This window comes from Leptolyngbya sp. 7M, assembly GCF_018128485.1.
The window spans coordinates 3044943-3070541 of the sequence record NZ_CP070897.1 but is presented as its reverse complement, the minus strand read 5'-3'; the positions used below and the strand labels follow the sequence as shown (position 1 = coordinate 3070541).

Sequence of the window (25599 nt, the reverse complement as noted above, 5' to 3'; positions counted from 1 at the left end):
CTGCTGTAAAACGAGAGTAAAGTAATCTCTCATCTATTGAGGTAAGAGTCTATTTTCTTTGCTAAGGCTTTAGACTCCAGAATAGAGGTGTGGTTTCCTGGAATGATATGGATTTCAACACCATCCTGGGCAATGTCACCCCAACCTAACAGCGGATCTAGCTGATAACCTGGCGGAGATTCACTGGCCCGAAACAAAACAATTTTTCCAGGATAAGCAGACGGTTGGTAGACTGCCTGGATTTTACTATATGTCTCTTCCATCTCTTTGATTGTTTCTGATAGGGAACCTCCTACATCTTTTAGTAAATGCTTCGGTAAAAACGCCCAAGGTGAATGCTCGAGAACACGTTGACTGAACCAGTCCATCCAATGTTCAACCAAATTTAATTGACGCACTGGTTGCGAATCGGGCCTTTTGCTCTGCTGAGCTTTACGCAATTTTTCAGTAGCTTCATCAATTGGCAAATCTCGTGCTGCACTTCTGACTAGACTAGCCATTTTCTGGATTTCAGTTAGCGCCACTGTGGGATTTTGTAAAGATTTCCAGACGAACCGGTGGAGACCAAAGCGTGCCAGATATTTCAGGGATGATAAAAATCGTGGTAAAGAGGGGAGGAGTTGGATGCTATCAGGTCCAAACGTGTCAAACATGGCAACAAGTGCAACCTCCTGTCCTTGAGCCAAAAATTGCTGTGCCATCTCTAGAGCAATATTGCCACCATTTGATAACCCAGCTAACCGATACGGTCCGTGCGGTTGAACGGTTTGAACTTGTTTAATGTAGTCTGCTGCAATCTCTTCTAATCGATCGCTGATGCGATCTTTATCTCCATCTAACCCTCGTGCTTGGAGTCCATAAACAGGCTGTTCAGGGTCTAAATTAGCTGCCAGGTTTCGATAGATCAAGACATTAAATCCCATGCCATGGATACAAAACAGAGGGGGCTTCGACGGATTACCGGCTTGAATAACAACCAATGGTGACCAAACATCTCCGATATCTTCCTGGCTGAGTAGGACTGCCAACTGCTTGATTGTCGGTGATTGGAGCAACACAGACAAGGGTAACTTCTTGCCAAATTCTTGTTCAATCCGGGCAAACAGCCGCACCGCCAGTAGAGAATCGCCGCCTAGATCGAAAAAATTGTCTTGGATGTCGATCGTAGAAAGATTGAACAGATTCTGCCAGATTGCCATTAACTTCTGCTCTAAATCATTGTGGAAGATGGCAATTGGAAGCGTCAGTGGAGGACGCTGATTGGGAAAGGGCAGCCGTTCTAAATCAACCCACCCTTCAACCGTCAATGGAATGGCATCAACCACAATAAAGCAGGACGGCACCATTAGGATGGGCAGCTTGTGTCTCAGGTGGTTCCGTAGTTCCGCAGTGGAAGCGGATTGATCGGGATGAAACACAACATAGGCAACGATAGACTCATCGTTAGGCAGGTCAGGGCTGTCCGTTGGTTTTCTTGGAACACCTGCTTCAGTTTTTGGGTTAGGCGCTCTAGTTTGAAACCAGAGGCCGCTTCGGTTGCTTGGCTTTGCTCCTCGAAATATTCCACCAAGCTCAAGCCTGCCAGTCGTGTTAGATAGGCGGCACTGATGCCTTGCAGCGTACCACCTGCTACATAGGTGAGGGCATGGCTCTTGAGTAGGGGTGTAATCGCCTGACTTGCCATCTCGACTAAGCCCAATTTCACCATCTGGCTAGCTAGGCTACCTGTAACATTTTTAGCCTGGTCTAGCGAGAAGGGTTGCTGATAGAGCGCGCCCAAATCCACAATCATCTGGGCATTAATCGACGCGGTTGCCAACAGATCCAAACTTGGAACTGGGTTAGCAAAGGCGGCGGCAGCGGCAATCCACTGATATTGTTCGATCACCGGCAAAGCTCGCAGTCGGCGCACCTGATTGAGCTGGGTTTGTACTGTCGCAGTCAAAGCCTGAGTTTGCCGATAGGTCGTGGCTAGAATCAGCGATTCAGTTTGGGTTGTCAGCACGGTGACCAATCGTTCTTGTAGAGCGTCTAGATCCGGCTGAGGTTGCTCGATCCGCTCTTGCACGGTGCCATCGGCCTGATGCTGCCGCACCTTCACCGGAGCTGGTTGGGCCGTTACCGCCAGTAGATCTTCTGCCGGAATTAGATCCTGTAGACGCTGACGCAACTGTTGCAAAATCACAGGCCGATCGGCGGGCAAATATTGATCTTGCTTGTTGAAGACCAGCAGCACCCGGTGGTGATTCTGGACTAACTGCTGCACGGTTTGATATTCGGAATCCGTCAGGTCGCCAGTGACCACAAACAACACTAAATCTGCGTTCACCACATCCTGGGTCAAAGCTTCTTCGGGCCGTAGCGTCGTTTCTGCCAGTTCTGTAGAGGTCTCAGATTGAGAAGCATCCAGGTTTAATGCGTTTACCAGGGTCGTTTTACCCACAGCCCGACTGCCCAGAACCGCAAGCTGTAATTCTTGACGATTGAGTTGAGCTTTCAGCGCAGCGAACTGATGCTGCAATGGCTGGAGAGTTGGATCTGCATCGGTCGTCGCCAACTCTTGCTGCAACTGAGTCAAACGTGCCTCAACTGTTGTAAACGCTTGTTCGACCAAGGTGCGGTCAATCAGTTGCAACCGGACTGGTTCAGGCTGAAGCGACTTCGGCGTCTGGGATTTTAACCACCAAATTCCCGATCCCACAGCAATTGCACCCCAAACGGCTGTGCTACCAAAATGCATCACTGCTGGATCGATTCCATGCAGCAACCATGCGCCTGCCGTTAATCCCAGTCCGCCAATCAAAATCGGGCGTCGCCACAGATCAAAACTCATCGTGCCTCACCAACTCGTGCAACTCTATCTTAGTGAATCTCTACCGCTTTCACTTGCCTAAAAGCCCCCCATTTTTTGGTTGAAATCTCTACTGCAGGGCGTGAGTAGACCTGATTAAACCGGATTACTAATGTAAGCTCGACAACATTTGTCTTGTTAAGAATTGCTAAGAGAAATCTATCTAGGGCGGTAGGGCTAGAGGCTCGAACCTGCCTAGATTGGAGATACAGCTGAATCACTGCTTCTACAAAAAGGCTCGAATTTGGACTACGGCAGGTCTATGTAGTTATCGACTTGAGTTGCTGACCGGGCTAGAGGTCGAATTATTAAGGAGACCAGCAGTGAAGAAAGTTTCAATCGGCATCCTTGGTTACAACGAGGAATATGGTATCGCCCATCTGCTAAACTCGCTGCAACTGCAAACGCTGCTTCAGCAAGCCTACGCTTTGGAAATCATCGTCATTTCCAACGGCTCGCAAGACCAGATGGCAGCGATGGCAAGAGCTAAGCTAGCAGAATTTGACCAGCTTAAAAATCCGATCAAGAGCCAGGTTATTGAACTCCCGATCGCAGATAAATGCGCTGCGTGGAATCACTTCATCCATCAAGCCGCAGATGTCGCCGATTACTATATTTGCCTTGATGCAGATGTGGTCTTGGTGCAGCCTACCGGGCTAGAAGAGCTGCTTCAGACGCTGATTACTCATCTGGAATGCCGAATTTGCGGAGGTAAAGTCCTCAACAAACGAGGCGAAATCACAAATCATCATTTTATTGACGGGAAATGTTATGCCATTCGCGGTGAAATTGCTCGTAATATTTATATCCCAAATGGCGTCATTGCAGACGATGTTTATGTAGCTGCAACAGCCCTAACGAATTGGTATGAGACAACACCAGAAGTTGGAGAAGCCAAGGGTTATACCCGATTAACGGAGAAGCCAGTGGTTCGATCGGGTGAGACTCCCCGTGATCGCGACAAGAGCTATTGGATTGCTTGCCGCAAACGGACCATTATGGCCGAATATGCACAACGCCGCCTCGATTACTGTATGCGCTCAATTTTTGGTGGCGGAGACCTGGCTAAAACAATGGTGTTGAAACTAGCAACGACTCACCCAAACTGGTTTCTTGCCTATCTCCATCAGGTGAGCCGCAGCGATTTTGCTCCCCAGTTCAATCCACCTCATTTGAAACCGCCAATTTCTATTTATCAAGTAGCGCAGTTTTTGGTGTATTGCTACTGCTATTTGCTGTCAGTGTTAGGCATCCGAAACGAGGAATTTGGCCATCTAGCCTGGAAGCTGAAGCATCGGTACTGGTGACGTTTCAAATTAGCCCCATTACCTACATCACATAAGGGCTGTTGCATCGAGTAACAACAATAACAAAATTCTGTTTGAGGGTATTACGAGATTGACTGAAACGCTTGATTGCTCAACTCTGGAGTTGCCCAAACGTCTAAATATGATGAGTCCCTGCATCCATCACTGAACACAGGGACTCATTCAACACTTGGTGGCGGGGAGCGGATTTGAACCACTGACCTTCGGGTTATGAGCCCGACGAGCTACCAGACTGCTCTACCCCGCGATGACCTTTCCTAATATAGCGAAGGACTTCCGAAACTGACAACTTAAATTGAAACTTTTTTCAAAGTGGGCGGATCTAGCAACGACTGACAGAATATTGCTAATAGATTCTATCGATTTACCTTGGCTATGCGGTACCTGTTGTTGACCGGTTTATTGACCGTTGCTCTACTCACCGTTGTGGGAGTTTCCGCCACTACTCAAGCGCAAGATTGTGATTCGTCCTATCCTACGGTTTGTATTCCGTCTCCACCGCCCGATTTAGACTGCGGAAACATTAGCCACCGCAACTTTACAGTCCGCCCACCAGATCCTCACCGGTTTGATGGGGACAGGGACGGAATTGGTTGTGAAGCATAAAAAAAGCGGCCCGGTTCGCTAGGTTAATCAAGGCTCCGGTTAACCGCTGCCGATCGCCTCTCATCTGCCCCGTACCTCGAATCGTCAGCCGCCAATTGCGATCGCCCAGGGGTTGAATTTTGGCAAACACTTCTTCGATGAAGCTGGGAATGTCAATTGTTTCAAGCTGCAAGAAGTTGGGCTGTTCAGCCCGGACCAGCAGGATCAGATCATTCACAAAGCGATTCATCCGATCTAGCTCATCGATCACCAGGTTGAGAGTTTCTTGCTGTTCTTCCGATTCTGTATCCAATAGCTCCAGGTGGCCACGAATCACCGTCAAAGGGGTGCGCAATTCATGGCCCGCATCGTTGATAAAATTCTGCTGGGCCATAAAAGCCGACTGCAGCCGGTCGAGCATTTCGTTGAACGTATGGGTCAGGTCGGCAATTTCTCCCGTTCCCTTGACTGGAAGACGCTGAGTTAAATCTGATTCGCTCACCGAGCGGGCAGTGACGGCTAATTTCTGCACGGGTGCTAATAATTTGCCAGTTACCACCCAGGCGAGGGCAAAGGCTCCCAGCACCACGCCAGCCGCTACCTGAAAGAAAATGGTTGCGCCAGCCAGCGCTTCCTGCCGTTCCCCTGCTGTGGTGTGGACGCTGATAAAAACCCCTCGCACTTCGCCATCTAACTCAAGCGGCTGGGCCAAATACAAAATATTGCCAATTTCTGGATCGGAGGAGGCTCGCTCACCCTGAGCAGGTGCAGTCAGGTTAGCCCAGTAATTCATCAGGGTGGAACCAGGTTGAATCACGTCTGGCAAGACTCTGGGATTCGCCTGATAATACTCACCCTCGATCGTGAAGATCAGGTAATTGTCATCTTCCGGGACTCGTCTGGCTAGAAAATCGACAACAAACTGCTTTAGCTCGCCAACAGACTGAGCGGGCTGCTGTTCCCACAGAGCATAGGTATCTTGAAAGCTTTCCATTTCTTCGGCCAAATCCTCTCGCACCCGGTTATCGACGCTGGCGAGAAACAGCAGCAGAAAAATCGGTGTCGCTATCCCTGATAGCAGCAGCAGCAGCAGCAGATACACTATCAAAATCCGAGTCCGAGTTGCACCCAAAACCTGCTGCCACCAAGAACGCGAGGTTGATCGAGGCTGGGTTGCACTAGGGATGGCAGTCACGGTAGTACCCTTCCTATCTAACTATCGGATCTAACTATCGGATCTAAACTGATCTAACTAGATTGGGGCGACTGATTTCTTTGACCACAGGTCAGTAGGGGCAGAACTAGGGTAAAGGTAGACCCCCGACCGACTTGACTATCTAACTCTACATGCCCATTGCACGCCTGCACAATCGCCTGCACAATCGCCAATCCTAATCCTGCCCCTTCAGAACGCTGTGGGCCAGAAAGGCGAATGAATCGTTGAAAAATCCGCTGCTGATCGGCTAGGGCAATGCCAGTGCCCGTATCGCGGACCCACAAGCGCAGTTTAGCCTCAGCGATCGTGGCTCCCAGGGTAATCCTTCCATCGATCGGCGTATGCTGCACCGCATTATTAACCAGATTCAGCACCGCCTGGGTGATGCGCTGCCGGTCAAGATACACCTGCTGAGTGGCGATTTCTGGCTCGATTGCTAAGCTGCACTCGCAGACAGCTAGCACCTTGGCTTTGCTGTGCAGTTCATCTAGGAAGGTTCCCAGTTCCACCACTTCAGGCCGCAAAAAATCGGGCTGATCGGCTTTGGCTAACAGCAACAGGTCGTTGACAAACCGTTTCATCCGGTCCAGTTCATCGGCAACTAAGGCGAGGGTTTCTTGCTGCTCGACGGGGTCATCTCCCATCAGCTCCAGATGGCCCTCGATGATGGTGATGGGTGTACGCAGCTCATGGCTAACGTCGTTGATAAATTGCTGCTGGCCGGTAAAGGCTCCCTGCAAGCGGTCCATCATTTCATTGAAGGTTTTAGCCACCTCTGCCAGTTCGTCATTGCCTTCGACTTGCAGCCGTCTCGACAGATCTGATTCGCTGATACTACGAGCCGTCCGGGCCATTGTTCGCAGCGGGCGCAGCACCCGCCCACAAACTAACCAGGCAATCAAAGAGGCAATCAGCAAAATGGTCAGCTTCACCAAAATCACGGTTCTCATGGTGGCTCGCACTTCACGATGCTCATCAGCCGCAATGTAAGCCGAGAGGAAGGTACCCTGAAGTACGCCTGCAATTTCGATTGGCTCAGCGTAATAGATCACCCGAATCACCGCTGGATCCCGTACCGACTGCTCGCCATGAGTTGGCTGTTGCAATGTCTGCCAAATTTCCATTAACTCAGAGCCAGGCTGCATTGCCTCTGGTAGTTCTACTGGACTAGCCTGAAGAAATTGCTGTTGCAAAATGGCAATAAAGTACTGATCTTCTTCAATCGGCTCGGTTTGGAGATAGTCAAGCATGAAGCGGCGCAGTTGCTCAGTGTTGCGGATCTGAGCCGTCGCCAACTCCTGCCGAAATTCAGCCACTTCTTCCACAACTTCCTCTCGCAGGCGTTGATTCACCTGTTCCGACACGATGCGATAGGTCACAGGAGTCAATAGCCCGATGAACAGTACAATCAGCCCGATATACCACATCCAGATCCGCGTTCGAGTTTCCCGCAACAGCAGACGCCAGTTGGGATGAATTTGGGTCGGTGGATCGGCAGCGACCTGGTCAGCTGGCAGCGTGTAAGGATTCATGCGGCGGCCTAAATTAAGAGAAGGAGGCATGGCACTACAGGCGGTAAAACGATTCAATCCAGTTGCTATACCGCATTTCTCAACTGTTTTGTGGTCTCTAATGTATAGTCTTAATTCATGGTCTAAACAGGACAAAATTCATTACAAATGCACCAAACACACGATCAAAGCTGACATCGTTCTCAACTGAATCATTCAGCCAATATATAGCAATCCTAGATCAGTTACGAAAATGTAAGTCAAAAGCTCAAAGCTAGAAGACTTCTTGACCCCCGACTCCTAACTCCCAACTCCCGGCTCCTGATTCTCAACTGCCGACTCCTGGCTCTGACTCCTGGCTCCTGGCTCCTAACCTCCGGCTCCTCAACCAAATCACCAAACCCAGATCTAGTTTCGAATTCAACTAGAGATCACGACTAAAATTCTCCTGATCAAAGTTCCAGCGATATTCATTATTCTTGCTTAATTCGGGATGGCCGTTTTATGAAAACTTCTTGCTGATTGGGTAGACCAGTTTCCGTTGCTGACCATCGCCTCCGATAATGGAATGCGACCCCAAGCCCCTGGGCAAAGAGGAACCCCCAATGGACCGAGAAACGGCTGAATTGTTCAGTCCCTTTGGCGAAGCGGATTGCGAGTCCTGATCACGATTAGGACAACAATGGGCAAATAGAGAAAAGCATAGACAGCCACGGCCCAAACCGCCAATAGCCAGGGTTGAGCAGGTTTCCGAGGTGAGACTGGAGGGTTGACTTGAGTAGGGTTGACTCGGCTGTTTACTTCATTAGTCATAGAATCCGCTATGGGCATTCTGCTGTTAGCAGAATTTTTTTATTAGGCTACAGGCAAGCTAGAACTAGAAGCATCAAAATAATCTAGGTCAACTGTGGAAAACCCTGACACTGTTTTACTGAAAAGTCAGTGAAATCAAGGTCATAGATTGAGTAATCTACGTAGATTGGGCATTCGCTAAGTTTAAAAAATACACTCACCTTAAGGAATTTAAGTAAAACCACCATTACAGACCACGCTATCTGACGTTAGATTTTGACTAGCTTCATGTAGCTAATCATGTAGCTAATTTAGTCCACTAATAGATCATGGTATCCCTGACACCCAAAGCAATGATTAAAAAACTATTGCCTTTGTCAGCGAGCATTGCCGGAGTTGGTATTCTGCTCGCACCAATTGCCTTTGCTCCCAAGGCAGAAGCAATCTACTACGAACGTGAACCTGGCACATTTGCCTGCCGGAACAGTCTGGACCCTCAGTGCGAGAATCCTCCACGGGAAATTGGCACGGCTGAAGAGGGCGGCTGGGCTTGCAAGAACAACCCTGGCCCAGTTTGCACAGAGCCTCCTAGAGTTGATCAAGAGTTGGGGAAGGGCAACTGGGTTTGCCGGTTTAACCAGAACACCCCCGCTTGTGGCAACCCAATTCGCTATACTGTTCCCGAATCCGATCGCGAAAACTGGCCGACTTATTTTCCCGAGTACACTGAAACTGAAAGCTAACGCTGACCTATTAAGGTCTCCAGTTTTGGTTTGATTGAATGATTGGTCTCTAGTCGATCGTGAGCTGCTCAGACAGCTAATCAAAGAGCAATGCTCTAGGAGTGAATTAAATGTGGTGTGGGAGTGGGTCGTGTTGACACTCCCTTTTTTATTTTTATTTGTTGACTCTACATCATTTTTTCTACAGGGCCAGCGAGCTGTGATAGAAGAGGTCTCCTGCTCTGCACTTGATTTGGATTGGATAACTCAAACACTGAACTCAAAGACTATCGAGGCCACCACGTTGCACCACTAGGGCTAAGCCCGAAAAGACAATTAGCATTACGATCAGGGCGAAGGCAGCACCCAGCGGCCAATTGTAGGACACTCCGAATTGGGAAGAAATCACGTTACCGAGCATAATGCCGTTTGGGCTGCCCACCAGACTCGGCGTAATAAAATCTCCCATAGTCAACGAGAATACGCTAATGGATCCCGCCAGGATACCTGGAGTCACCAAAGGCAAGACAATGCGACGAAATGTCGTCCAAGGGTAAGCATTCAGATCGGCAGATGCCTCCAGCAAATTGTGCGGCAACCGTTCAAAGGCAGTACTCACCGGCAAAATCATGAACGGCAACCAGATATGCACAAACGTCAGCGTGGTCGAGAACTGATTGTAGAGGAAGATTTGACTGGGTTCTGACAGGATGCCCAGCAGAATTAGAGCATTATTGAGCACCCCGTTGTAACCCAAAATGATTTTCCAAGCAAACACCCGCACTAAGTAGCTAGACCACAGCGGCAAAATCACCAGCAGAGTCAGCAGGGAACGATAGCGGCCACTATAGCGGCCAATAAAATAGCCCAGCGGGACCGCAATCAAAATATCAATCAGCGTCACACCCAAGGCGGTTAACACGGTGCGGCCTATGACCGTGCGGTAGGCACTATTGGTAAAAATGGTTTTGAAATTCGTCAGGCTAAATTCCTTGACGATATCGAACGCTTCCAAGCGCCAAACGCTGTAGGACATCAGCAGAGCCAGCGGCACAAAATAAAGCAGCGTCATCCATAGCAGGGGTGGCAGGAGAGTTGCATATAGCCCCACTGGAGCCGGAGCACGACGCTGCGCTAATTCGGTGACACTCATACCGAGGAAGAAGAGAAAGGATGCCAGGATGCTCAGCCGAGCCTAACTGCGAATTTCGTTCCAGAGCTGCACCCATTGATCATAATTCTTGACGCTCTGCCACATATTGATCTGAGAGTGCAGAGACAGATCATCCATGAATAGTTCATGGGCGCGTGCTTCGCCCACAGCCTCGGCTCCCAGGGTTGTCGCTCCCGAATAACCCGTCACCTCAATTACGCCCTTTTGGCCGGCACCGCTGAGGATATAGTCAATCCACTGATAGGCCACTTCGGGATTGCGCGAGTTTTTAGAAATCATCCAGGAATCCGTCCAACCAGTCAGCTTACCTTTAGGACTGACCGAACCGATCGGAAATCCGGCTTCACTGAGCTGAGTATAGGTGAGTGGCCAAGCATGAGCCAAGACAATTTCACCCGACTGAAACAGGTTGGCGAGTTCTCCAGCCGTGGTCCAGAATTTACGAATGTTGGGGCGCAGTTCCAGCAACGTTTGTTTCACCTCGGCCAGATCGGCAGTCGTCAGATCGTAGGGATCGCTCTTACCTAGCCAAAGGGCTACATCGGCAATGGTCATCGGGTTATCGGGCAGGGAAATTTTGCCAGCGTAGACTGGGTCAAACAAAATATCCCAGGATTGCGGCTTAGACTTAACGGCTTTAGTGTCATAAACCAAAACATTCGGTCCCCAGGCAAATGTAACCCCGTAGGGTTTGCCATCGAACGTATTCCACTTGCCACCCTGAAACGACTGGAATACCGAACTATAATTTTGCAGCTTGTCGGTATCGATAGGACGGACTAAGCCAGCTTTGTAGAGTCGCTCAGTAATGTCACCAGAGGCCGAGATAATATCGTAAGTGCGTCCACCGCCAGCCCGGAACTTGGCAAACATCTCATCGCTGGAGCCAGCATAGGTAGCTTTTACCGTACAGCCCGTTTGTTCTTCAAAGGATTTAGTAAACGAGGGATCAGTATAACCTTCCCAAACAATGGCCGTGAGCGTGCAGCCTGCCGCTGCCGCAGGTCGAGCCGGGAGCCAAAGCGCAGCCAAACTGAAGCAACCGATCAGCAACACAGCGAGTAAAGGATGCCCCATAGCAAACGGTCTGACTAGATTTCTGATTGGCTTTTTGATTGAATTTTTAACTAGCAGATCAGATCGGAAATTCATAGGTCATTAGCGTAAACAATCACGCAAATTGGAAGGGTGTTTCGCAGCACAAAAACTGCCCCATTCAGTCTGTTTCCATTCAGTCTATCGTTCGGGTTTAGAAGCAGGAGCGGAATCATAGATTTCCGTAAGGATCAGGCAGAAGCAGGCAGAAGCAGTGGACGATTGACAGGTAACGTTGTTCGAGCAACCGCCGCACCACCTTAGCGGGTAACTCATCGAACAATCTGGCCCGATCGTCAGGCGACATTTGATCAACGACGTTGAGAAACTCTTGCCGCTTGAACTCGCCCAGCAAAGCCTGTTGAGTATTGGAGTCTAGATACTCAAATACCTCAATCGCCTCATCTTTAGAAAGCAATCGAAAGGCGAGGGCCTGCATGTCCTCAGGGAGTTCCGTAATCACCTCAGCAATATCCACTGGTAGAACCGGAACCAGCAGCGCTTTAGCGCCTGAAAGATTCTCTTGTTCTAACAACGCCTGGAGCTGTAACCTTACTAGCTGACGCAACTCAGAGCGGGAAACACTAGATGAGGCAGCAGAGGAACGAGAAGTCATAGCGCTATAGATTCTACGTCATTAGTAGCTTAACGGAATTACTAGCTTAATGGAAGATACCCATCTTTGGATAGAAGTAAGAATAATCAAAGTATGCCAAGTTGAACGAAAACCTTAACCGTTTTTTATTTTGTTTTATTCTGGTCTTAATCTTGGAGCACTCATCCTATGCGCTACCTGCTGCTATTAGTCATCCTTACCTCTGTGCTGCTAACAAGCTGTGAGTTCTTTATTCCCCATACCAGCGATGCCCTTTCCCAATCTAGCCAAACCGAAGAGCTGCAAAAACAAACCAAGCTGATTGAACGGCAAACTGAAGCCCTAGAGCAATTATCTGATTCGGTCGAGAAATTGGCTCAACCGCGAAATTAATTGGCAGGGATGGCTGTGTTGGTTTTGAAGATAGGAGACAGAAACAGGAGTCAGGAGTTACGAGCCAGAATGCTTCTTGATTTTGGGAGAAGCGAACTGCACGTAACATGTGCTTTGCACTCAGTATTTGTTGATAAATTTGTAGGATTGCGTTCTAAGTACCTCGGCATAATTAAAAAACCAGATCCAAAACCCCGCGCAGCGGGCGGCGCAGGGTTTTGGGTTTTAGGTTTAATTATGCTCACCTACTTAGACTGTTGGACAAATACTTTGCCCCTACTTCAGCTAATCAACCGAGTGTGATAGAACATCTATCTTCTGTCTCCTATCTCCTGACTTTAAATTAGGAAAAACTTCTATCTCAGTTATGTCTGGGTTAGAGGCGGGGCGGTTTTGTAACCAGGCGAAGAAAGCGGCTGTACCAAGTAGGACCAAGGTAATCAGTCCAACGAGTTGAAGCATGATACTGTAGCGCATAATACTTGGGTGAATGAGTGGATGCGGCTCGTGAGCATCGCCGAACAGGTGGCTAGGTATAGGAGAGCTGTGAGCCTTTAAGCTAGGTTGAAGTGCTCCATGTGAACGTTAGTAACCGGCACGTCCAAATTGTGTAAAGCGCGTTCTACCTGATTCATCATTTTGGGAGCAGCACAGATGAAGTATTGTCGTGAGCCTCGATGCTTGGGAATGTAGCGCATCAGTAGTTCTTTGTCTACGTAGCCTTTTTCACCGGCCCATTTCTCTGGAGGTTCCCGTAAAACATGAATCAGAGTCAGATCGAGCTTATCTTTTAAATCCTCTAACTCTTCTCGATAGGTGATGTCGTCCCAGGTTTTACTGGCGTAGATCAACAGAAAGGGGCGATCGTCTTTTCGTTCTGCTGCGGTAACTAACATGCTCATCATTGGAGTAATCCCGATGCCGCCTGCAATTAGCACAAATCCAGCTGCATCTTGATAGCGATCGGTCGTGAATACGCCATAGGGACCGTCTAAATATGCTTTGGTTCCTGGCGGTACTTCTTTGATCGTGCTAGTAAAATCTCCCAGTGCTTTGATGCCAAACTCGATGCGTTCTGGATGTTCACCGCTAGACGACATTGAAAAGGGATGTTCTCGCATACTAAACGGGGTGATATCCAACGTCAGCCAAGCAAATTGACCGGGTTGAAAACAGAAACCTTCGTGGCCCCAAGGACGCAGCGCTAACGTCCAAACGTCACCCTGTTGGGGAATCACCGCTTCGACTAGATAAGGCTTTTTCGTCATCATCCAAGGTTTAATCAGCCGCACATAGATGATTAACCACAGAGCGATCAGGGCCATCGCGCCCCAGAGGATGCCTTTCCAAAACAAGCCCAAATAGTTACCGACACCAATGGCATGCCCAACCCCTAATCCAACTGCTAACACCGAGAGGATCGTATGTGAGGTGCGCCACGGTTCATAGGGGATGCGGAGTGCCTTGCGCCAAATTGTGGTGACGACGAGGATGATGAAGGCAAGCGTGCCCAGTATGGCCATCCTAGCCCGCCACGGCGCTTCGATAAAATTCAGCAGTTGTCTTGTCTCGGGCTGCACCACAAATAGCATTACCGGATGAACCAGCACCATGAAAAATGCCACCAGGGAGGTAAAGCGGTGGAATTGTAGCAGAATATCAATCCCATAGGAAGCTTCAATCCGATTAATCCGCGCCGTAATCACAAACTGAAGCGCCATCATGGCTAAGCCAATGAATCCAAGCGCAACCGAAAATTCAACCCAAAATCCCCGTCCGCCTGGAGGGGGGTAAATCAGCAAGATCAACAGCGGCAGCAGCGTGACCAGCAAATACGCCCCAATCCAGAACAAAGCAACGGCAATTGGACTACGCATTAACAATCTTCTCATCCCAGTCCTCCCATTCGGTTAGACACGTTTGTATCTTGGGCAGTAGTCAGAGCAGTGGATTGCTCGTGTTGTGAGAACATCTGTAGGGCAGACTGCACATTTCAAATAACTATTGTTGGCAAAGTAATGACAGGATAAACAGGGAGTTTTTTGAAATAGGGTTAGGGGTGGTTCAGGTTTACCAATCTGCGGTTCCGCTTTCAAAGCATGTAAAAACTTCAACAAGAAGAATATGAAAGCAATCAACGCTAGCAGCAACCAAATTTCTGAGTTCCGGGCTGGTATTTGATTTGCAACGGATTCTGCTGAATCAGACGTAGCTTGTTGGGTATAGGCTTGGGTCAAGCGGTGATTCGAACGCAGTGGTTCTAACGTATGTCGGCTAGAAGCTAGACCTGTGCTCATAGCGTTCTCCCCCAACTGTTTTAGTTAGGATTTCCTTTAATAAGTACCTCGGCATAATTAAAAACCAGATTCAAAACCCTGCAGCGCCCGCTGCGCAGGGTTTTGGGTTTTATGTTTAATTATGCTCACCTACTTAGGGTGGGACTATCGTGTTCCAACTCTTTGAAATACTTCACGGTCTTCACCTTCAACTCCAGCGTCGCGTCTTCATCACAAACGATAATACTGTGGGGATGGAGCTGGAGAGCTGAAACAGTCCACATGTGATTTACACTGCCTTCGATCGCCTGTTTCAAAGCAATGGCTTTGTGATCGCATATCTTGCTCGGCAGGGAAGGACCAGCATTCGACTTGTGCTGACGCCGAAAACGTTTCCCGATGCAGTGAATCACAACGTGATCGCAGATCTGAAAGGCTCTGAAAAACCTGATGAGATAGTGATTGTCTCCGGCCATTTGGATTCGTGGGATCTTGGAACTGGTGCCCTAGATGATGCGACAGGTGTGGCAGTCGCGATGCAAGTGCCATATCTACTCAACAAGCTCGACATCAAACCAAAGCGGACGATACGCGTGATCGCATATGCGAATGAGGAGAATGGATTGCGGGGCGGGACCGGATATTTAGAAGCCGAGCGAAATAATTTAGCAAATCATTTTGCGGCGATCGAAAGTGACCTTGGGGCGTCTCACCCGATCGGGATCTTGTTCGCAGGAAAGTCAGAACTAGCTCGTTATCTTGATCCGATATCGCAGATCCTGCGTTCGCAAGGAGCGGCAATGACGCGGCAGGAAGGCGGGGTTGGTGCCGACATCGGGCCGCTGACACAGCAAGGCGTTCCTTCATTTGCACCGTGGTTCAATACACAAACTTATTTTAATTACCACCATACTGCGGCTGACACCCTCGATAAGGTCGATCCGAGAGAATTAAAAGAATTAGGAGCACTGATGGCTGTGCTGGCTTACGGCCTTGCGAATTTGGAAGAGCCGCTTCCCAGATAAACGCTTTACATCGCTGACCTTGAACCTTGACTATCAAACTTGTAACCTAAGCCTATGAACCGACCACCACCATATTTTCCTCAGAATCAGCTATCGCCGCCAGATCCGAAACGGTATCGAAATTTTAAGATAATCGTGGCTGGTGTTGCGATCATTCTTCTACTTGTTGCAGGTGGCGTGGTCTATGGACTGTATTATTTGGTGAGCTCGCTTTTATAGTGGTGCGTAATAGTCTTTCGAGCTGAAGATAAACAATTTAAAGGCCCTGCATTAACTTGCAGGGCCTTTTACTTTCTTCTTGGTAACACTAAGAATGGCCTTAGCGTTCATTCGATGTATTCGTTTTGACTGCCGATGCTGCAGCCGCTCGATTCTTCTGGCTGTCCTGGGCTAATTTCCGAGCCTGCGGCAGCAGGTCAATGGCTTTTTGAAGCTGGGTGTTTTGCTCATTGAATACCTGGAACGAAGTAGTCATTCCGTAAGCAGCGGTAACCAGCTCAGCCCTAAGTGTGCGTTCGATGAACTTTCGTTCCTTGTCTATCTGCGCCGGGGTATATTTGTAATTCTTTACCGCAAAATCACGAAATGCAGCAAACAGACTTTCGGTTATTGGATAATCCTCCGGCTTTAGATCATACGCAAATCTAATCGGCCGATCGACCTTATATGCCTCTTGTCCAGGCACTTTTCCGTATGCAAGATCCAACGCAAACGCAAAGATCGGGTTATTCAATTTTTGAAGTATTCGGGCCTGTTCTATCGGGATCGTATCAGGTTTTATCTCAACATCTGGTTTGATCCCGCCGCCGGAATAAACAACTCGTCCGCCATCCGTGAGAGCTGCGGGACCCTTTTGTTGTTCAGAGCCCTGGCCGCCGTTCGGTCCATTGTTACCTGTATAGTAATTATAAAGATTGCCGTCTGAGTAATCGCGTTGGATCGCACGGCCCGAGGGCGTTTCATATTTTGCGATAGTCAACAAAAGCATCGAGCCGTAATCGAGCAGGAACGGATTTTGAACAAGACCTTTTCCGAACGATGTCTCGCCGACGATCAATGCACGATCATGATCCTGTAGGGCTCCAGCAAGTATCTCAGAAGCAGATGCTGAGTTTCTATTTATCAGCACCACAAGAGGCATCGTCTCGGGATTTGGGTTATCTGCGTAATAAGGTTCAGTAACACCTTCTATTCTTCCTTTCTGGGTAAAGATCAATTGGCCGCGCGAAAGGAATGTGTTAGCAACGCGGTATGCTTCGCGAACAAGGCCACCACCATTATCTTTCAGGTCAATGACAAGCTGCGTCATTCCTTTTGCTTTCAGGTCGCGCATCGCCCGTCGAAATTCTTCCGAAGTGGTCTGGTTGAATCCGCCAGTCATTGCAATATAGCCAATGCCGGGACGGATCATATATGCTTCCTGGATCGAAGGCTGCCAGACAGCGTCGCGAATTATGTCGATGGTCTCGCGCTTACCGGTCGCGTGTCGTTCGATCACTATCTTAGCGAGCGTTCCACGTGGGCCGCGGAGTGAGTTGCGAACCTCAACGTATGACTTCCCAAGCATCGATTCGCCGTTAACCGAAATGATCTTGTCGCCATACATCAGTCCTGCTTTGTGTGCTGGTGCTCCTTCGAAGGTAGCCCGGATATAGGTCCCGATCATCTTTCCATTCGGATCCGTGAGATCTCCGATGGTAGCTCCGATGCCAAAATATTGCGATCGCTGATCAGTACGGAACTGTTCGAACTCCTTTGCATCAAAATAGTTTGAATGCGGATCAAGTGCGTGGAGCATTCCATCTATGGACGATTTTATGACGATGTTGTAATCGATCTTCTTACCTGAAAAGTAGTTGGATTCGATGATGCCCAAAGCTTCCGAAACCTCAGCTGTGATGGTATCGCCTGTTACACGTTTTTCATTCGCGGGCGATTGCGACGGGGCCGTAGTCTGACGACGGGCGGTCGTTTGTCCCTGCGAAAGACCAGGGACTGAGAGTAAAACAAGTAAGAAAAACGAAAGAATGTGAGTATATCGCTTGGTCAACACTAAACTTCTCCTGGCAGAATCAAGGGCAAACGTTGTTCATAAAGATGATAACACTCCTTTGAGGAAATCGCGATGAAAATAGTTGCTTGGGGCAAGTGGTCCGTAGGCTAACTTTCTCGATGCTTCAAAATCGATTAAACTTTCACGAGCACGTCATTTGGATAAATTTCGGAGGAATTTTGATGCCCATTCGCAATCTTTTTTTTGTCGCAGCTATTTTTGTTTTTACTTCCTCAGTCTTTGCACAGACCAAACTGCTACGATTTCCCGATATACACGGCGACCGTGTCGTATTTAGTTACGGCGGTGATCTGTGGACGACAGCCGCCAACGGAGGAACTGCCGTTAGGTTAACGGCACACCCGGGAGTTGAGACATTTCCGAAATTTTCCCCTGATGGACGTTGGATCGCCTTCACCGGACAATACGATGGTGATGAGCAGGTCTATGTGATGCCGGCTGGCGGCGGTGAACCGCGGCAGCTTACCTTTTACCCGTCGCGAGGACCGCTTGCTCCGCGTTGGGGCTATGATAATCAGGTTTACGGCTGGACTCGCGACGGGAAGATTTTCTTTAGAAGCCTGCGTGATTCTTGGTCGCTTCCGATCGCAAGGCTTTTCCCAATACACCCAGTGCCAGCAGGCCGCCAAGAATAGCAAACCAGACAGAATGATGTGAGCGGCAGCCACCCCTTCAAATGACCAGAATCCAGGATCAACGCCGGTTTCGCCTGTGACACTCCACCCACCCCAAGATCCGGTGACACCCAGGCGGGCCATGAAGGGTAAAACGAACATGCCCTGACGCCACATTGGGTTCAGGACAGGGTCACTTGGATCAAAAATTGCCAGCTCATACAACGCCATCGAGCCAGCCCAACCTGCCACGAGAGCAGTGTGCATAAGGTGTACAGCAATCAATCGTCCTGGATCGTTGAGGACGACTGTGTGTACTCGATACCAGGGTAGTCCCATCGACTACGCTCCTCCTATACGTTTCAACGCTTCCTTCAGCTTTTTATTAAGGTGCTTAATACTGGTAAGCCTACCAGATTAGGGGACACCGTACAGCAGCGATTGCCCACTGTCGCCCATGCTCCAGGCCAATAAAGCTTGGTAGCTCTGAGCAAACCAATTCTTTAGACAGTTTGACAATAAGCTTGTAAAAATGAAAGTGTATAAAGAAGTGTAACCAGAGTGAGAGGGGATTGCAAGCGCTATGCAGACAGGCTCTGAAGAACAAGCAACCGCGGTTTCGGATGCCCAGAACCCAGAAAATTCGCCATTGGAGCAGGCCGGTACCGCTGTTCCTGAGACGGATACCCAGAAACCAGCCTTTTTGTCAGCAAATATTAAGTTTGTTAAAGAAGATCGAGAAGTGGTTGCGGCCAGTGGAGCCAACCTCCGGTTTAAGGCACTGGAGAACGGCATTGATCTGTATACCTTTACCGGTAAGTTAATGAACTGTGGTGGCTATGGTCAATGCGGAACCTGTGTCGTTGCCATTACCGAAGGTATGGAAAATCTTTCTCCTCGCACCGAGGTAGAAAATCGCAAGCTCAAGAAACGCCCCAATAACTGTCGTTTGGCTTGTCAAACGCTTGTCTATGGTCCAGTCAGCGTGGAAACAAAGCCAGGTAAGTAAGCCTCATCACTCGTTTTGATTGAGCTTGAGGTGTATGCTTGTCCTATAGTTTTAAAAGCTGTTGTTGTAGAGGCGGACTCGAATGGAAGTTAATGATCTAGGATTTGTTGCCACCGTTTTATTTGTGTTGGTTCCTTCTGTTTTCCTGCTGATTCTTTACATCCAGACGGCCAGCCGCGAGGCGAAATAAGTTTCACTTTGCGTCTGCGCATTTGTGATTGTTGTTAGGTTTTGATAGTAGAAAGCGCCGAGTCGTAGTTAGTGACTCTGGCGCTTTTGCTGTTGCTGCGGAACCTAGGAAAAGCTGTTGCTTGTGGCTATCATGCTTGTAGCTATCATCTACCGCACCAGTAAAACTGGGCAGTTGGCATAGACTCGCACATAGTCAGAAAGGGATTGACCGAGCAAGCGGTCTAGATCGGGAAGTCCTTTGGCGATCGAGGGTCGGCGATCGGGTGAGCCAAGGATGAGTAAATCTACATTCAGATCTTCGGCAACTTGGCAGATCCGCTCGCCCGGTTTGCCTTCCGGAGCAACGCACTTGTAGTTAATGCCCAACTTTTTGGCTTCATTAATAGCTGGAATCAAGACCGGATCCTCGTTCGGGTTAGCTGCAATCTCACCAGGTTTGATTTTCAGGTCGGGATTGGTATGAACTAGGATGAGTTGTCCGCCCTTGATGTCGCGGGCTAGAGCCAGGGCTAGTTTGAGACACTGCTGAGCCGACTCAGATTTGTCCAGAGCCACCATAATCCGATTGATTTTCTTGACATAAATGTCATCTTTAACCAACAGCATGGGCCGGGACGAGAGTTGGAACACATACTGGCTTACTGAGTTTTCTAGAATCGATTGAATCCGCTTGAGGCCACGCGACCCCATAATGATCAGATCCGTATCGATCTGTTCTGCGACTCGACACACTATATCTTTGGGATCGCCCTGTTGCAGCATGGGGTTAATCCGAGTCGGTTCCAGATCCAAATCCTGAACCGCCTGAGCCAGCATCTTTCCTCCTTCTTCCAGCTTTTCGGTCATGCCGTCTGCTGTTACTTGGGGCGGAACAACATGGAGGACTGTAACTGAAGCACGCTGAAACATGGGAATATCCATCAGCATCTTCAGCATGTCTCGTGTTTGGCCGGTGCCGGAGAGGGCGAGCAAAATGTTTTCTATCATAGGGACTCCTAAATCTCTGTGTTTTACGGCTTAGCGTCGTGTAGTGCAAGCGACTGGGCCAGCAAACTTGCGCCAGCAACCAACATTCTGCCGTTCGGTGGCAGCTGGTTATCGCTCGCTGAACGGTGAATGGCTCAAGATTCAGTGTATGACAGCCAAAATGCCGAAACACTAGTTGCAAACTATCGTTTCAATTACAGCTCAATTACAGCTCAATTACAGCTGGAGGATACCTAAAGTCATTTGGCAATAGGATGGGCCCTTTCTCGGTAAAGTGAGGAAGAAGGTTTTGAATCGTGATTTCATGCAAACGCAGATTTCCGCAAATGCTGATCATCTAGTTCAACCCGTTGAAAACTGGTTTGAGTATCCGGTGCGGGTTCAGGTTCATCATACTGACTGTTCTGGTGTAGTGTGGCACGGCACTTATATCACCTGGTTGGAAGAGGCGCGGGTCGAGTGTTTGCGATCGATTGGAGTCAATTATGCCGATTGGGTAGCAACGGGATATGAGTTACCTGTAGTGGAACTGACAATTCGTTATCACCGCCCTTTGAAGATGGGAGCCTCAGTGGTAGTTAGAACTAGAATGCTAGGAATGAAAGGGGTGCGGATCCACTGGGATTATCAGATCCAGTCACTTGATGGTCAGGAATTGTATGTTACAGCCCAAGTGACGTTAGTGGTGATAGAGAGCCAGAGTGGCAAGATTGTGCGGCGGTTGCCTGTAGCTATCCTAGAAGCTCTCACCAGACTCTCTAATTAAAGCAACAACCCACCGCTGCAGACGACAGCAACGATGGGTCGAGAGTAAACTACGGCTACCTCTAACAAAACAGCTCACGAAATAAGACCTGAAAACCAGTTCAGGGAATACCAACCTAAGTTGACAGCACCTTCATGCGAGTTTTTTGGTCATAGTTTCCTAACAGCTTAGAAGTCAGACCAAAATCGGTGACAGCTAAAATTACCATTTCATCAGTTCCCGTGTTGCGCGATTGATGAATGCACCAACGGGGAATAAACACCGCATCTCCGGCAGTTACCTCAATTGCAGCCTCGTCAATTAGCACCGTACCACTGCCTTCAAGAATGTAAAATAAGGTCTCGTGGGCATGGCGATGGCGTTCGTTGGCTTTGCCTGCTGGAATCCGTACAATCCGCCCCGTTGCAAGGTGCGATCGCTCACCCCCACCTGCTGCGCTAATTCCAGGATAGAGGGCGGATTCTCTAATTGCGTGTCTAAAATGTTCTTGGCATGATGTAGCCGCTCGATCGTTTCTGGTTTGAGTCCCTGTACATGAGATTGTTCTGAGTTATCCGAAATTAAGTCAAGGTAAATCACCAGCAGTTCCATCACCTTTGCCTGGAGATACATCCGTTTTAACTCACCGCGATACGGCGCATCCCACATCTGTTGCGCGATCGAGCGGATAGCAGGAGTCACCGTCGGGTAAAACGCAACCTTCCAATCCTCTCCCTTAAACAACTGCTTCACCGGCTCAGACTGCCGCTGGCGATCGTTGATTAAAAACGAGTCCAGCAGATCCGGCAAAATCTCCACGTTGATACACGTCAACCGCTGCCCTGACCGATACCGTTCTACATAGCCCGGTGAAATGCCGCTGCCTGAGAAATAGCTCCTGGAACCACCCAGTCCGGGATGGATATCGCAATCAAAGCGGCATGACGGAAAGATCGAAATTTGAATGGGATGATCGTGATCGGGTGTTTTATGAATGAAGTCCCGGTGATACTCACAGTCGCAGAAGTTCAACCACACCCCAGGCGATAGCTCCATGCCGCGACTGTATCCCCGTCCCAGAATCTCCGGTATGCCTTTCAGTTTCTCAAACTCATCCAATACCAGGTTGTCAGGACAGGTGATGGGAGCCTGCTGGTGCAGTTCGTCCCAGTCTGATTGGTTGAGGATAAGCGTCATGGTAGGGCTGAATCGATCGAAGATTGACCTAAATGAGAACTATTTTCAATAATACTACCACACTCCCCTCATTCCAGGAGCTTCTCACCATGCAACTTCGAGAACCCACGAACCAACTCACAGGTGTTGCAGAAACGCTGACGATCACCCTCTACGCCCGTGCCATTGAAACTCAACGTCCAGACCCGATTTTGTGCGATCCTAAAGCGGTTGAGATTGCCAAGAGCTTAGATTATGACTTCAGCAAATATGAGAAAGGTTGGGGATCGCAATTGGGCTGCGTGATTCGGGTCAGAGCGATCGATCGGATTGTGCAGAACTTCCTCGAAACTCATCCGAGTGCGGTGATTATCAACCTTGGTGCTGGGTTATGTACCCGCTTCTCGCGGGTGGATAACGGTGAAGTGCGCTGGTATGAAGTCGATTTTCCAGAGGTGATTGCTCTGCGACGCAAGTTCTTTCAGGAGAATGATCGCTATCGCTTCATTGCCAAATCAATGCTGGACTTCACCTGGATGGATGCGATTCAGCGAGAAGCCAACCAACCGATGCTGATTCTCTATGAAGGCGTTTCAATGTACCTATCAGAAGCAGACAATCGGACACTGCTTCAACACATTGAAACTCGCTTTGCCCCTGTTGAAGTCCTATTTGATGTCATCAGTCGCAAGCGTTCTCAAAGTAGTAAGGAACACGATACCGTCTCAAAGACCAATGCAGAGTTCAAATGGGGAATCGATCATTCCAAAGAACTGGAAACCTGGAGTCCGCAGATCAAACTGAAAAGCGAAGAGTTCTATCTGGCTCAGTTTCTCGATTATCCCCAACGATTACCAATCGTTTGGCGCATTGTGGCACAACTGTTCCCATCCATTCCATTAGCACTGTTCAAAAACTCTGGTCGAATTGTGCGGCTACAAATTGAAAATTAGAGATAACCCCACCGCCTGCGGCACCTCCCCTTACTAAGGGGAGGTTGGGAGGGGTCAGACAAGCAGGGCGTGACGCTTACTTTGTTGGAAACTATGACAGTCACAAGAGAACCCTATCGAGCGATTGATGCCACAAACACCGAAATTCGCTTGAGCAAACCTGCTGAACGAATTTTATGCCTGACCGCAACCGGAATTGATATCTTAGTTGAACTCGGTTTAGAACCGATCGGTTATCTCTCCCAAGGCATTGCGGGTCATCCTGAAGCTTACTCATTCCCCCTGGATGGAACCTGCGGGTAAACGAATGGAACCGGGCTTGATGACGGTTTCACTCGATCATATTCTCCAGATCAATCCTGATGTCATCTTTGTGCAAACCTACCCGCCCTCAATCGCACCACTCTCCCAGCAACTCGCAAACCAGCCACGTTGGAAACGACTGAAAGCAGTGCAAATGGGTCAAGTTTATGAGGTAGACCCTTTCTGGCTGGCAATGGCACAAGCATCATGCAGGTCATGCTGAATCAACTCATGCCCATCATTTATCCTGAACACCTTTCTCACATTTACAATCGCTGAACCGTTTTAAAGAAACAACTTCTAGCTCCAGTATGACAGGCAGCATCACCCACCTGTTCAATTTTCAGCAAAAGGGTATCTACATCACAGTCGTAGTACATCGCTTTGACTTTTTGACTTTTTGAACATGTCCAGACGTTGCACCTTTATGCCACAATTCGCTACGGGAACGGCTCCAGTAGTGTGCCTCCCCAGTTTCTAAGGTTCGTTGAATCGATTCACGGCTCATCCATGCCATCATCAAAACGGTATTATCCAGATAATCTTGAGCGATCGTCGGAATCAACCCCTGATCGTTTAACCTGAGTTGTTCTATCCATAAAAGAGTTTGATTCATCGTCACTATTGGGTTAAACAATTATTCAACGTTTGAATCAAAAAGAGGGCATCCAATTTACGCCCAATCAATACCATTTGATTCTTGGGTGCAGCCGTCCATTCACTATTATCAATGGTAAACCGCTTGCCGCTGAGTTGAAACAAATGTCGTTTCGGACTTTCGGCAAACCAGAGCACCCCTTTTGCCCGAAACACATTATCAGGAAGTTGATAATCCAAAAACTGCTGAAATTTCTTCAAAGCAATGGGACGATCGCTTTGAAAGGATACGGACATGAATCCATCATTGTTTAAGTGCTGGGCATTCTGGTTTAGTTGTGTCCCAGAGTCCAGAGAACCATCAATTGTCGAAAGATTGATATCAAGAATTAGAGAAAGCGGTACTTTACCGTGTTGCGATCGCAAGATCCGAGCGCGCTCTTTCACAGAACAGAGATAATCTTCTAACTCTTTTGCCTTGGCTTCAGACACTAAATCGGTTTTATTGAGCAGAATGATATCCCCATAAAGGATCTGGTTCATCGCCGCGCCACTATTGTAATGTTTGGCAGGCGTAAATGCAAAATATAGTTCAATAGCGTTGTTTTACCACTACCTAAGAAGCCAGTGATGATAGTGACAGGGAGTTTGGTATCAGCACTTGAGTGATTAGACATAATTTGAGGGAGTGGGGAGTAGGAAGTGGTAGGAAGCAGAAAAAGGGAGCCGGCGTGGGGGGTTGTAGGAATCAAGGTATTTGTGCTGCCGGAATTACCCTCAGTCCAGTCCAGGCGCAGCGAGCGCGGGAACGAGCAGCTGCAGCGGATTTGGCGAATCGCGTCACGTTTCAGGTGGCCGATGCCTTGGTGATGCCGTTTCCCGATGCTGCCTTTGATTTGGTCTGGTCGTTGGAAAGCGGCGAACATATGCCGGATAAAGCACAGTTCTTGCAGGAGTGCTACCGTGTCTTGCAGCCAGGCGGCACCCTGTTGATGGCAACCTGGTGTCATCGACCCATCGACTCCCAACCCCTTACCCCAGACGAACAGCAGCATTTGCAGAAAATCTACGATGTCTACTGTCTCCCCTACGTGATCTCATTGCCCGAGTATGGGGAAATTGCTCAAACAATCGGGTTTCAGTCTATTCGCACGGCTGACTGGTCAGAGGCGGTAGCTCCCTTTTGGAACGTGGTGATCGATTCTGCCTTGAATCCAACCACAATTGTGGGACTGATTCAATCCGGCTGGACAACGATTCAAGCAGCCCTATCGCTGGGGTTAATGAGCCGAGGCTATCAGCAGGGTCTAGTCAAATTTGGGGTTCTGAGCGCCACTAAGTCCTAAAAGGGTTAGCTCACCGAATGCCAAACCAAGTTTATTTGTG

31 protein-coding genes, 1 tRNA gene and 1 pseudogene are annotated in these 25599 nt (G+C 48.8%); 13 read left to right on the top strand and 20 right to left on the bottom strand.

The features are described 5' to 3' along the window. Nucleotides 1-29 precede the first annotated feature (29 nt). Nucleotides 30-1418 (bottom strand): alpha/beta fold hydrolase, encoded by a 1389-nt coding sequence (locus JVX88_RS15120; RefSeq protein ID WP_211628137.1) that lies wholly within the window; start codon nucleotides 1416-1418, stop codon nucleotides 30-32. Then, complete coding sequence (locus JVX88_RS15115; RefSeq protein ID WP_211628136.1) at nucleotides 1367-2833, bottom strand: YcjF family protein; 1467 nt, start codon at nucleotides 2831-2833, stop codon at nucleotides 1367-1369. The genes JVX88_RS15120 and JVX88_RS15115 overlap by 52 nt, the downstream gene beginning before the upstream one ends. 341 nt (nucleotides 2834-3174) lie before the next feature. Between JVX88_RS15115 and JVX88_RS15110 the strand changes: the two genes are divergently transcribed. Next, nucleotides 3175-4158, top strand: coding sequence for a glycosyltransferase family A protein (locus JVX88_RS15110; RefSeq protein ID WP_211628135.1), 984 nt, complete (start codon nucleotides 3175-3177; stop codon nucleotides 4156-4158). 191 nt (nucleotides 4159-4349) lie between these two features. Here the strand turns inward: JVX88_RS15110 and JVX88_RS15105 are convergent. The 4 genes from JVX88_RS15105 to JVX88_RS15090 form a co-directional block, all read right to left on the bottom strand. Further along, nucleotides 4350-4426, bottom strand: a tRNA-Met gene (locus tag JVX88_RS15105). Between the two features lie 291 nt (nucleotides 4427-4717). Further along, the gene (locus tag JVX88_RS15100; protein ID WP_211628134.1) at nucleotides 4718-5959 is read right to left on the bottom strand and encodes a histidine kinase dimerization/phospho-acceptor domain-containing protein; all 1242 of its coding nucleotides are present in this window, start codon (nucleotides 5957-5959) and stop codon (nucleotides 4718-4720) included. A gap of 53 nt (nucleotides 5960-6012) precedes the next feature. Further along, entirely contained in the window at nucleotides 6013-7542 is a 1530-nt protein-coding gene (locus tag JVX88_RS15095) for a sensor histidine kinase (protein ID WP_211628133.1), read from the bottom strand. Nucleotides 7543-8121: 579 nt separating this feature from the next. Next, a complete protein-coding gene (locus tag JVX88_RS15090) occupies nucleotides 8122-8304 on the bottom strand; it encodes a hypothetical protein (RefSeq protein ID WP_211628132.1) in 183 nt (60 codons plus the stop codon). A 332-nt stretch (nucleotides 8305-8636) separates the two neighbouring features. Between JVX88_RS15090 and JVX88_RS15085 the strand changes: the two genes are divergently transcribed. Next, a complete protein-coding gene (locus tag JVX88_RS15085; RefSeq protein WP_211628131.1) occupies nucleotides 8637-9026 on the top strand; it encodes a hypothetical protein in 390 nt (129 codons plus the stop codon). 259 nt (nucleotides 9027-9285) lie between these two features. Here JVX88_RS15085 and JVX88_RS15080 read toward each other — a convergent pair whose 3' ends face one another. The 3 genes from JVX88_RS15080 to JVX88_RS15070 all read right to left on the bottom strand — a co-directional run bounded on the left by JVX88_RS15080 (nucleotide 9286) and on the right by JVX88_RS15070 (nucleotide 11890). Continuing rightward, nucleotides 9286-10158, bottom strand: a complete 873-nt coding sequence (locus JVX88_RS15080; RefSeq protein WP_211628130.1) for an ABC transporter permease — start codon at nucleotides 10156-10158, stop codon at nucleotides 9286-9288. A gap of 42 nt (nucleotides 10159-10200) precedes the next feature. Beyond that, the gene (locus JVX88_RS15075) at nucleotides 10201-11256 is read right to left on the bottom strand and encodes an ABC transporter substrate-binding protein (RefSeq protein WP_211628129.1); all 1056 of its coding nucleotides are present in this window, start codon (nucleotides 11254-11256) and stop codon (nucleotides 10201-10203) included. A gap of 190 nt (nucleotides 11257-11446) precedes the next feature. Then, nucleotides 11447-11890 (bottom strand): magnesium transporter MgtE N-terminal domain-containing protein, encoded by a 444-nt coding sequence (locus JVX88_RS15070; protein WP_211628128.1) that lies wholly within the window; start codon nucleotides 11888-11890, stop codon nucleotides 11447-11449. Between the two features lie 168 nt (nucleotides 11891-12058). Here JVX88_RS15070 and JVX88_RS15065 point away from each other — a divergent pair, with 168 nt between their 5' ends. Then, the gene (locus JVX88_RS15065) at nucleotides 12059-12262 is read left to right on the top strand and encodes a hypothetical protein (protein WP_211628127.1); all 204 of its coding nucleotides are present in this window, start codon (nucleotides 12059-12061) and stop codon (nucleotides 12260-12262) included. Between the two features lie 554 nt (nucleotides 12263-12816). Here JVX88_RS15065 and JVX88_RS15060 read toward each other — a convergent pair. Together JVX88_RS15060 and JVX88_RS15055 are read right to left on the bottom strand one after the other, a co-directional pair. Next, nucleotides 12817-14154 carry a ferric reductase-like transmembrane domain-containing protein gene (locus JVX88_RS15060; protein ID WP_211628126.1) on the bottom strand — a complete coding sequence of 446 codons (1338 nt, stop codon included), beginning with the start codon at nucleotides 14152-14154 and terminating at the stop codon, nucleotides 12817-12819. Nucleotides 14155-14684: 530 nt separating this feature from the next. Further along, on the bottom strand, nucleotides 14685-14822 hold the full coding sequence (locus JVX88_RS15055; RefSeq protein ID WP_211628125.1) for a hypothetical protein: 138 nt from the start codon (nucleotides 14820-14822) through the stop codon (nucleotides 14685-14687). Here JVX88_RS15055 and JVX88_RS15050 point away from each other — a divergent pair, their 5' ends adjacent. Continuing rightward, nucleotides 14823-15563, top strand: coding sequence for a M28 family peptidase (locus JVX88_RS15050; RefSeq protein ID WP_211628124.1), 741 nt, complete (start codon nucleotides 14823-14825; stop codon nucleotides 15561-15563). 54 nt (nucleotides 15564-15617) lie between these two features. Continuing rightward, nucleotides 15618-15782, top strand: coding sequence for a hypothetical protein (locus JVX88_RS15045; RefSeq protein ID WP_211628123.1), 165 nt, complete (start codon nucleotides 15618-15620; stop codon nucleotides 15780-15782). Between the two features lie 100 nt (nucleotides 15783-15882). Here the strand turns inward: JVX88_RS15045 and JVX88_RS15040 are convergent, their stop codons facing one another. Continuing rightward, on the bottom strand, nucleotides 15883-17616 hold the full coding sequence (locus tag JVX88_RS15040; RefSeq protein WP_211628122.1) for a S41 family peptidase: 1734 nt from the start codon (nucleotides 17614-17616) through the stop codon (nucleotides 15883-15885). A 182-nt stretch (nucleotides 17617-17798) separates the two neighbouring features. Between JVX88_RS15040 and JVX88_RS15035 the strand changes: the two genes are divergently transcribed. Next, nucleotides 17799-18272, top strand: coding sequence for a PD40 domain-containing protein (locus JVX88_RS15035; RefSeq protein ID WP_211628121.1), 474 nt, complete (start codon nucleotides 17799-17801; stop codon nucleotides 18270-18272). Here JVX88_RS15035 and JVX88_RS15030 read toward each other — a convergent pair. Beyond that, nucleotides 18234-18590 (bottom strand): annotated as a pseudogene (locus tag JVX88_RS15030) (photosystem II chlorophyll-binding protein CP47); the annotation flags it as partial. The gene JVX88_RS15035 and the pseudogene JVX88_RS15030 sit on opposite strands and share 39 nt — an antisense overlap. 244 nt (nucleotides 18591-18834) lie before the next feature. Between JVX88_RS15030 and JVX88_RS15025 the strand changes: the two are divergent. Then, complete coding sequence (locus JVX88_RS15025; RefSeq protein WP_211628120.1) at nucleotides 18835-19260, top strand: 2Fe-2S iron-sulfur cluster-binding protein; 426 nt, start codon at nucleotides 18835-18837, stop codon at nucleotides 19258-19260. Between the two features lie 82 nt (nucleotides 19261-19342). Further along, nucleotides 19343-19450, top strand: a complete 108-nt coding sequence (gene psbM, locus JVX88_RS15020; protein WP_036002266.1) for a photosystem II reaction center protein PsbM — start codon at nucleotides 19343-19345, stop codon at nucleotides 19448-19450. Between the two features lie 149 nt (nucleotides 19451-19599). Here the strand turns inward: psbM and JVX88_RS15015 are convergent, their stop codons facing one another. Beyond that, nucleotides 19600-20439, bottom strand: a complete 840-nt coding sequence (locus tag JVX88_RS15015) for a universal stress protein (RefSeq protein WP_211628119.1) — start codon at nucleotides 20437-20439, stop codon at nucleotides 19600-19602. A gap of 289 nt (nucleotides 20440-20728) precedes the next feature. Here JVX88_RS15015 and JVX88_RS15010 point away from each other — a divergent pair, with 289 nt between their 5' ends. After that, nucleotides 20729-21205 carry an acyl-CoA thioesterase gene (locus JVX88_RS15010; protein ID WP_263975540.1) on the top strand — a complete coding sequence of 159 codons (477 nt, stop codon included), beginning with the start codon at nucleotides 20729-20731 and terminating at the stop codon, nucleotides 21203-21205. Nucleotides 21206-21320: 115 nt separating this feature from the next. Here JVX88_RS15010 and JVX88_RS38445 read toward each other — a convergent pair whose 3' ends face one another. After that, nucleotides 21321-21590, bottom strand: coding sequence for a cupin domain-containing protein (locus tag JVX88_RS38445; RefSeq protein WP_225931584.1), 270 nt, complete (start codon nucleotides 21588-21590; stop codon nucleotides 21321-21323). Beyond that, a complete protein-coding gene (locus JVX88_RS38440) occupies nucleotides 21506-22381 on the bottom strand; it encodes an AraC family transcriptional regulator (protein WP_225931420.1) in 876 nt (291 codons plus the stop codon). The genes JVX88_RS38445 and JVX88_RS38440 overlap by 85 nt, the downstream gene beginning before the upstream one ends. Nucleotides 22382-22470: 89 nt before the next feature. On the opposite strand from JVX88_RS38440, the gene JVX88_RS15000 reads away from it, so the two are divergent. The 3 genes from JVX88_RS15000 (at nucleotide 22471) to JVX88_RS44120 (ending at nucleotide 23839) form a co-directional block, all read left to right on the top strand. Beyond that, a complete protein-coding gene (locus JVX88_RS15000; protein WP_211628118.1) occupies nucleotides 22471-23313 on the top strand; it encodes a class I SAM-dependent methyltransferase in 843 nt (280 codons plus the stop codon). Nucleotides 23314-23406: 93 nt separating this feature from the next. Beyond that, on the top strand, nucleotides 23407-23616 hold the full coding sequence (locus JVX88_RS14995; protein ID WP_211628117.1) for a hypothetical protein: 210 nt from the start codon (nucleotides 23407-23409) through the stop codon (nucleotides 23614-23616). Further along, nucleotides 23600-23839, top strand: coding sequence for an ABC transporter substrate-binding protein (locus JVX88_RS44120; protein ID WP_410503767.1), 240 nt, complete (start codon nucleotides 23600-23602; stop codon nucleotides 23837-23839). The genes JVX88_RS14995 and JVX88_RS44120 overlap by 17 nt, the downstream gene beginning before the upstream one ends. Before the next feature lie 43 nt (nucleotides 23840-23882). Here JVX88_RS44120 and JVX88_RS43085 read toward each other — a convergent pair whose 3' ends face one another. From JVX88_RS43085 to JVX88_RS41945, 4 genes are read right to left on the bottom strand one after another with little or no spacing between them, the layout of a single operon-like run. Further along, nucleotides 23883-23996: a phosphoribosyl-AMP cyclohydrolase gene (locus tag JVX88_RS43085; protein WP_317134641.1), complete on the bottom strand. Its 114-nt coding sequence runs from the start codon at nucleotides 23994-23996 to the stop codon at nucleotides 23883-23885. Then, on the bottom strand, nucleotides 23975-24232 hold the full coding sequence (locus JVX88_RS14985; protein ID WP_317134640.1) for a phosphoribosyl-AMP cyclohydrolase: 258 nt from the start codon (nucleotides 24230-24232) through the stop codon (nucleotides 23975-23977). The genes JVX88_RS43085 and JVX88_RS14985 overlap by 22 nt, the downstream gene beginning before the upstream one ends. 5 nt (nucleotides 24233-24237) lie before the next feature. Then, complete coding sequence (locus tag JVX88_RS14980; protein ID WP_225931419.1) at nucleotides 24238-24756, bottom strand: CobW family GTP-binding protein; 519 nt, start codon at nucleotides 24754-24756, stop codon at nucleotides 24238-24240. Then, the gene (locus tag JVX88_RS41945; protein ID WP_225931418.1) at nucleotides 24753-24890 is read right to left on the bottom strand and encodes a GTP-binding protein; all 138 of its coding nucleotides are present in this window, start codon (nucleotides 24888-24890) and stop codon (nucleotides 24753-24755) included. Before JVX88_RS41945 ends, JVX88_RS14980 begins: the two co-directional genes overlap by 4 nt. A gap of 54 nt (nucleotides 24891-24944) precedes the next feature. On the opposite strand from JVX88_RS41945, the gene JVX88_RS14975 reads away from it, so the two are divergent. After that, a complete protein-coding gene (locus JVX88_RS14975; RefSeq protein ID WP_410503766.1) occupies nucleotides 24945-25559 on the top strand; it encodes a methyltransferase domain-containing protein in 615 nt (204 codons plus the stop codon). The last annotated feature ends 40 nt before the right edge of the window (nucleotides 25560-25599 follow it).

What these genes read in the sequence shown, in the direction of transcription:
- JVX88_RS15095 (WP_211628133.1), bottom strand. Translation starts at nt 7,542, where the DNA reads ATGCCTCCTTCTCTTAATTTAGGCCGCCGCATGAATCCTTACACGCTG.
- JVX88_RS15045 (WP_211628123.1), top strand. Translation starts at nt 15,618, where the DNA reads ATGAACCGACCACCACCATATTTTCCTCAGAATCAGCTATCGCCGCCA.
- JVX88_RS14995 (WP_211628117.1), top strand. Translation starts at nt 23,407, where the DNA reads ATGACAGTCACAAGAGAACCCTATCGAGCGATTGATGCCACAAACACC.
- JVX88_RS15090 (WP_211628132.1), bottom strand. Translation starts at nt 8,304, where the DNA reads ATGACTAATGAAGTAAACAGCCGAGTCAACCCTACTCAAGTCAACCCT.
- JVX88_RS15080 (WP_211628130.1), bottom strand. Translation starts at nt 10,158, where the DNA reads ATGAGTGTCACCGAATTAGCGCAGCGTCGTGCTCCGGCTCCAGTGGGG.
- JVX88_RS15025 (WP_211628120.1), top strand. Translation starts at nt 18,835, where the DNA reads ATGCAGACAGGCTCTGAAGAACAAGCAACCGCGGTTTCGGATGCCCAG.
- JVX88_RS44120 (WP_410503767.1), top strand. Translation starts at nt 23,600, where the DNA reads ATGGAACCTGCGGGTAAACGAATGGAACCGGGCTTGATGACGGTTTCA.
- JVX88_RS38440 (WP_225931420.1), bottom strand. Translation starts at nt 22,381, where the DNA reads ATGACGCTTATCCTCAACCAATCAGACTGGGACGAACTGCACCAGCAG.
- JVX88_RS15085 (WP_211628131.1), top strand. Translation starts at nt 8,637, where the DNA reads ATGATTAAAAAACTATTGCCTTTGTCAGCGAGCATTGCCGGAGTTGGT.
- JVX88_RS15070 (WP_211628128.1), bottom strand. Translation starts at nt 11,890, where the DNA reads ATGACTTCTCGTTCCTCTGCTGCCTCATCTAGTGTTTCCCGCTCTGAG.
- JVX88_RS15035 (WP_211628121.1), top strand. Translation starts at nt 17,799, where the DNA reads ATGCCCATTCGCAATCTTTTTTTTGTCGCAGCTATTTTTGTTTTTACT.
- JVX88_RS41945 (WP_225931418.1), bottom strand. Translation starts at nt 24,890, where the DNA reads ATGTCTAATCACTCAAGTGCTGATACCAAACTCCCTGTCACTATCATC.
- JVX88_RS15000 (WP_211628118.1), top strand. Translation starts at nt 22,471, where the DNA reads ATGCAACTTCGAGAACCCACGAACCAACTCACAGGTGTTGCAGAAACG.
- JVX88_RS15015 (WP_211628119.1), bottom strand. Translation starts at nt 20,439, where the DNA reads ATGATAGAAAACATTTTGCTCGCCCTCTCCGGCACCGGCCAAACACGA.
- JVX88_RS15055 (WP_211628125.1), bottom strand. Translation starts at nt 14,822, where the DNA reads ATGTGGACTGTTTCAGCTCTCCAGCTCCATCCCCACAGTATTATCGTT.
- psbM (WP_036002266.1), top strand. Translation starts at nt 19,343, where the DNA reads ATGGAAGTTAATGATCTAGGATTTGTTGCCACCGTTTTATTTGTGTTG.
- JVX88_RS14980 (WP_225931419.1), bottom strand. Translation starts at nt 24,756, where the DNA reads ATGAACCAGATCCTTTATGGGGATATCATTCTGCTCAATAAAACCGAT.
- JVX88_RS15065 (WP_211628127.1), top strand. Translation starts at nt 12,059, where the DNA reads ATGCGCTACCTGCTGCTATTAGTCATCCTTACCTCTGTGCTGCTAACA.
- JVX88_RS15060 (WP_211628126.1), bottom strand. Translation starts at nt 14,154, where the DNA reads ATGAGAAGATTGTTAATGCGTAGTCCAATTGCCGTTGCTTTGTTCTGG.
- JVX88_RS15115 (WP_211628136.1), bottom strand. Translation starts at nt 2,833, where the DNA reads ATGAGTTTTGATCTGTGGCGACGCCCGATTTTGATTGGCGGACTGGGA.
- JVX88_RS15075 (WP_211628129.1), bottom strand. Translation starts at nt 11,256, where the DNA reads ATGGGGCATCCTTTACTCGCTGTGTTGCTGATCGGTTGCTTCAGTTTG.
- JVX88_RS43085 (WP_317134641.1), bottom strand. Translation starts at nt 23,996, where the DNA reads ATGTACTACGACTGTGATGTAGATACCCTTTTGCTGAAAATTGAACAG.
- JVX88_RS14985 (WP_317134640.1), bottom strand. Translation starts at nt 24,232, where the DNA reads ATGAATCAAACTCTTTTATGGATAGAACAACTCAGGTTAAACGATCAG.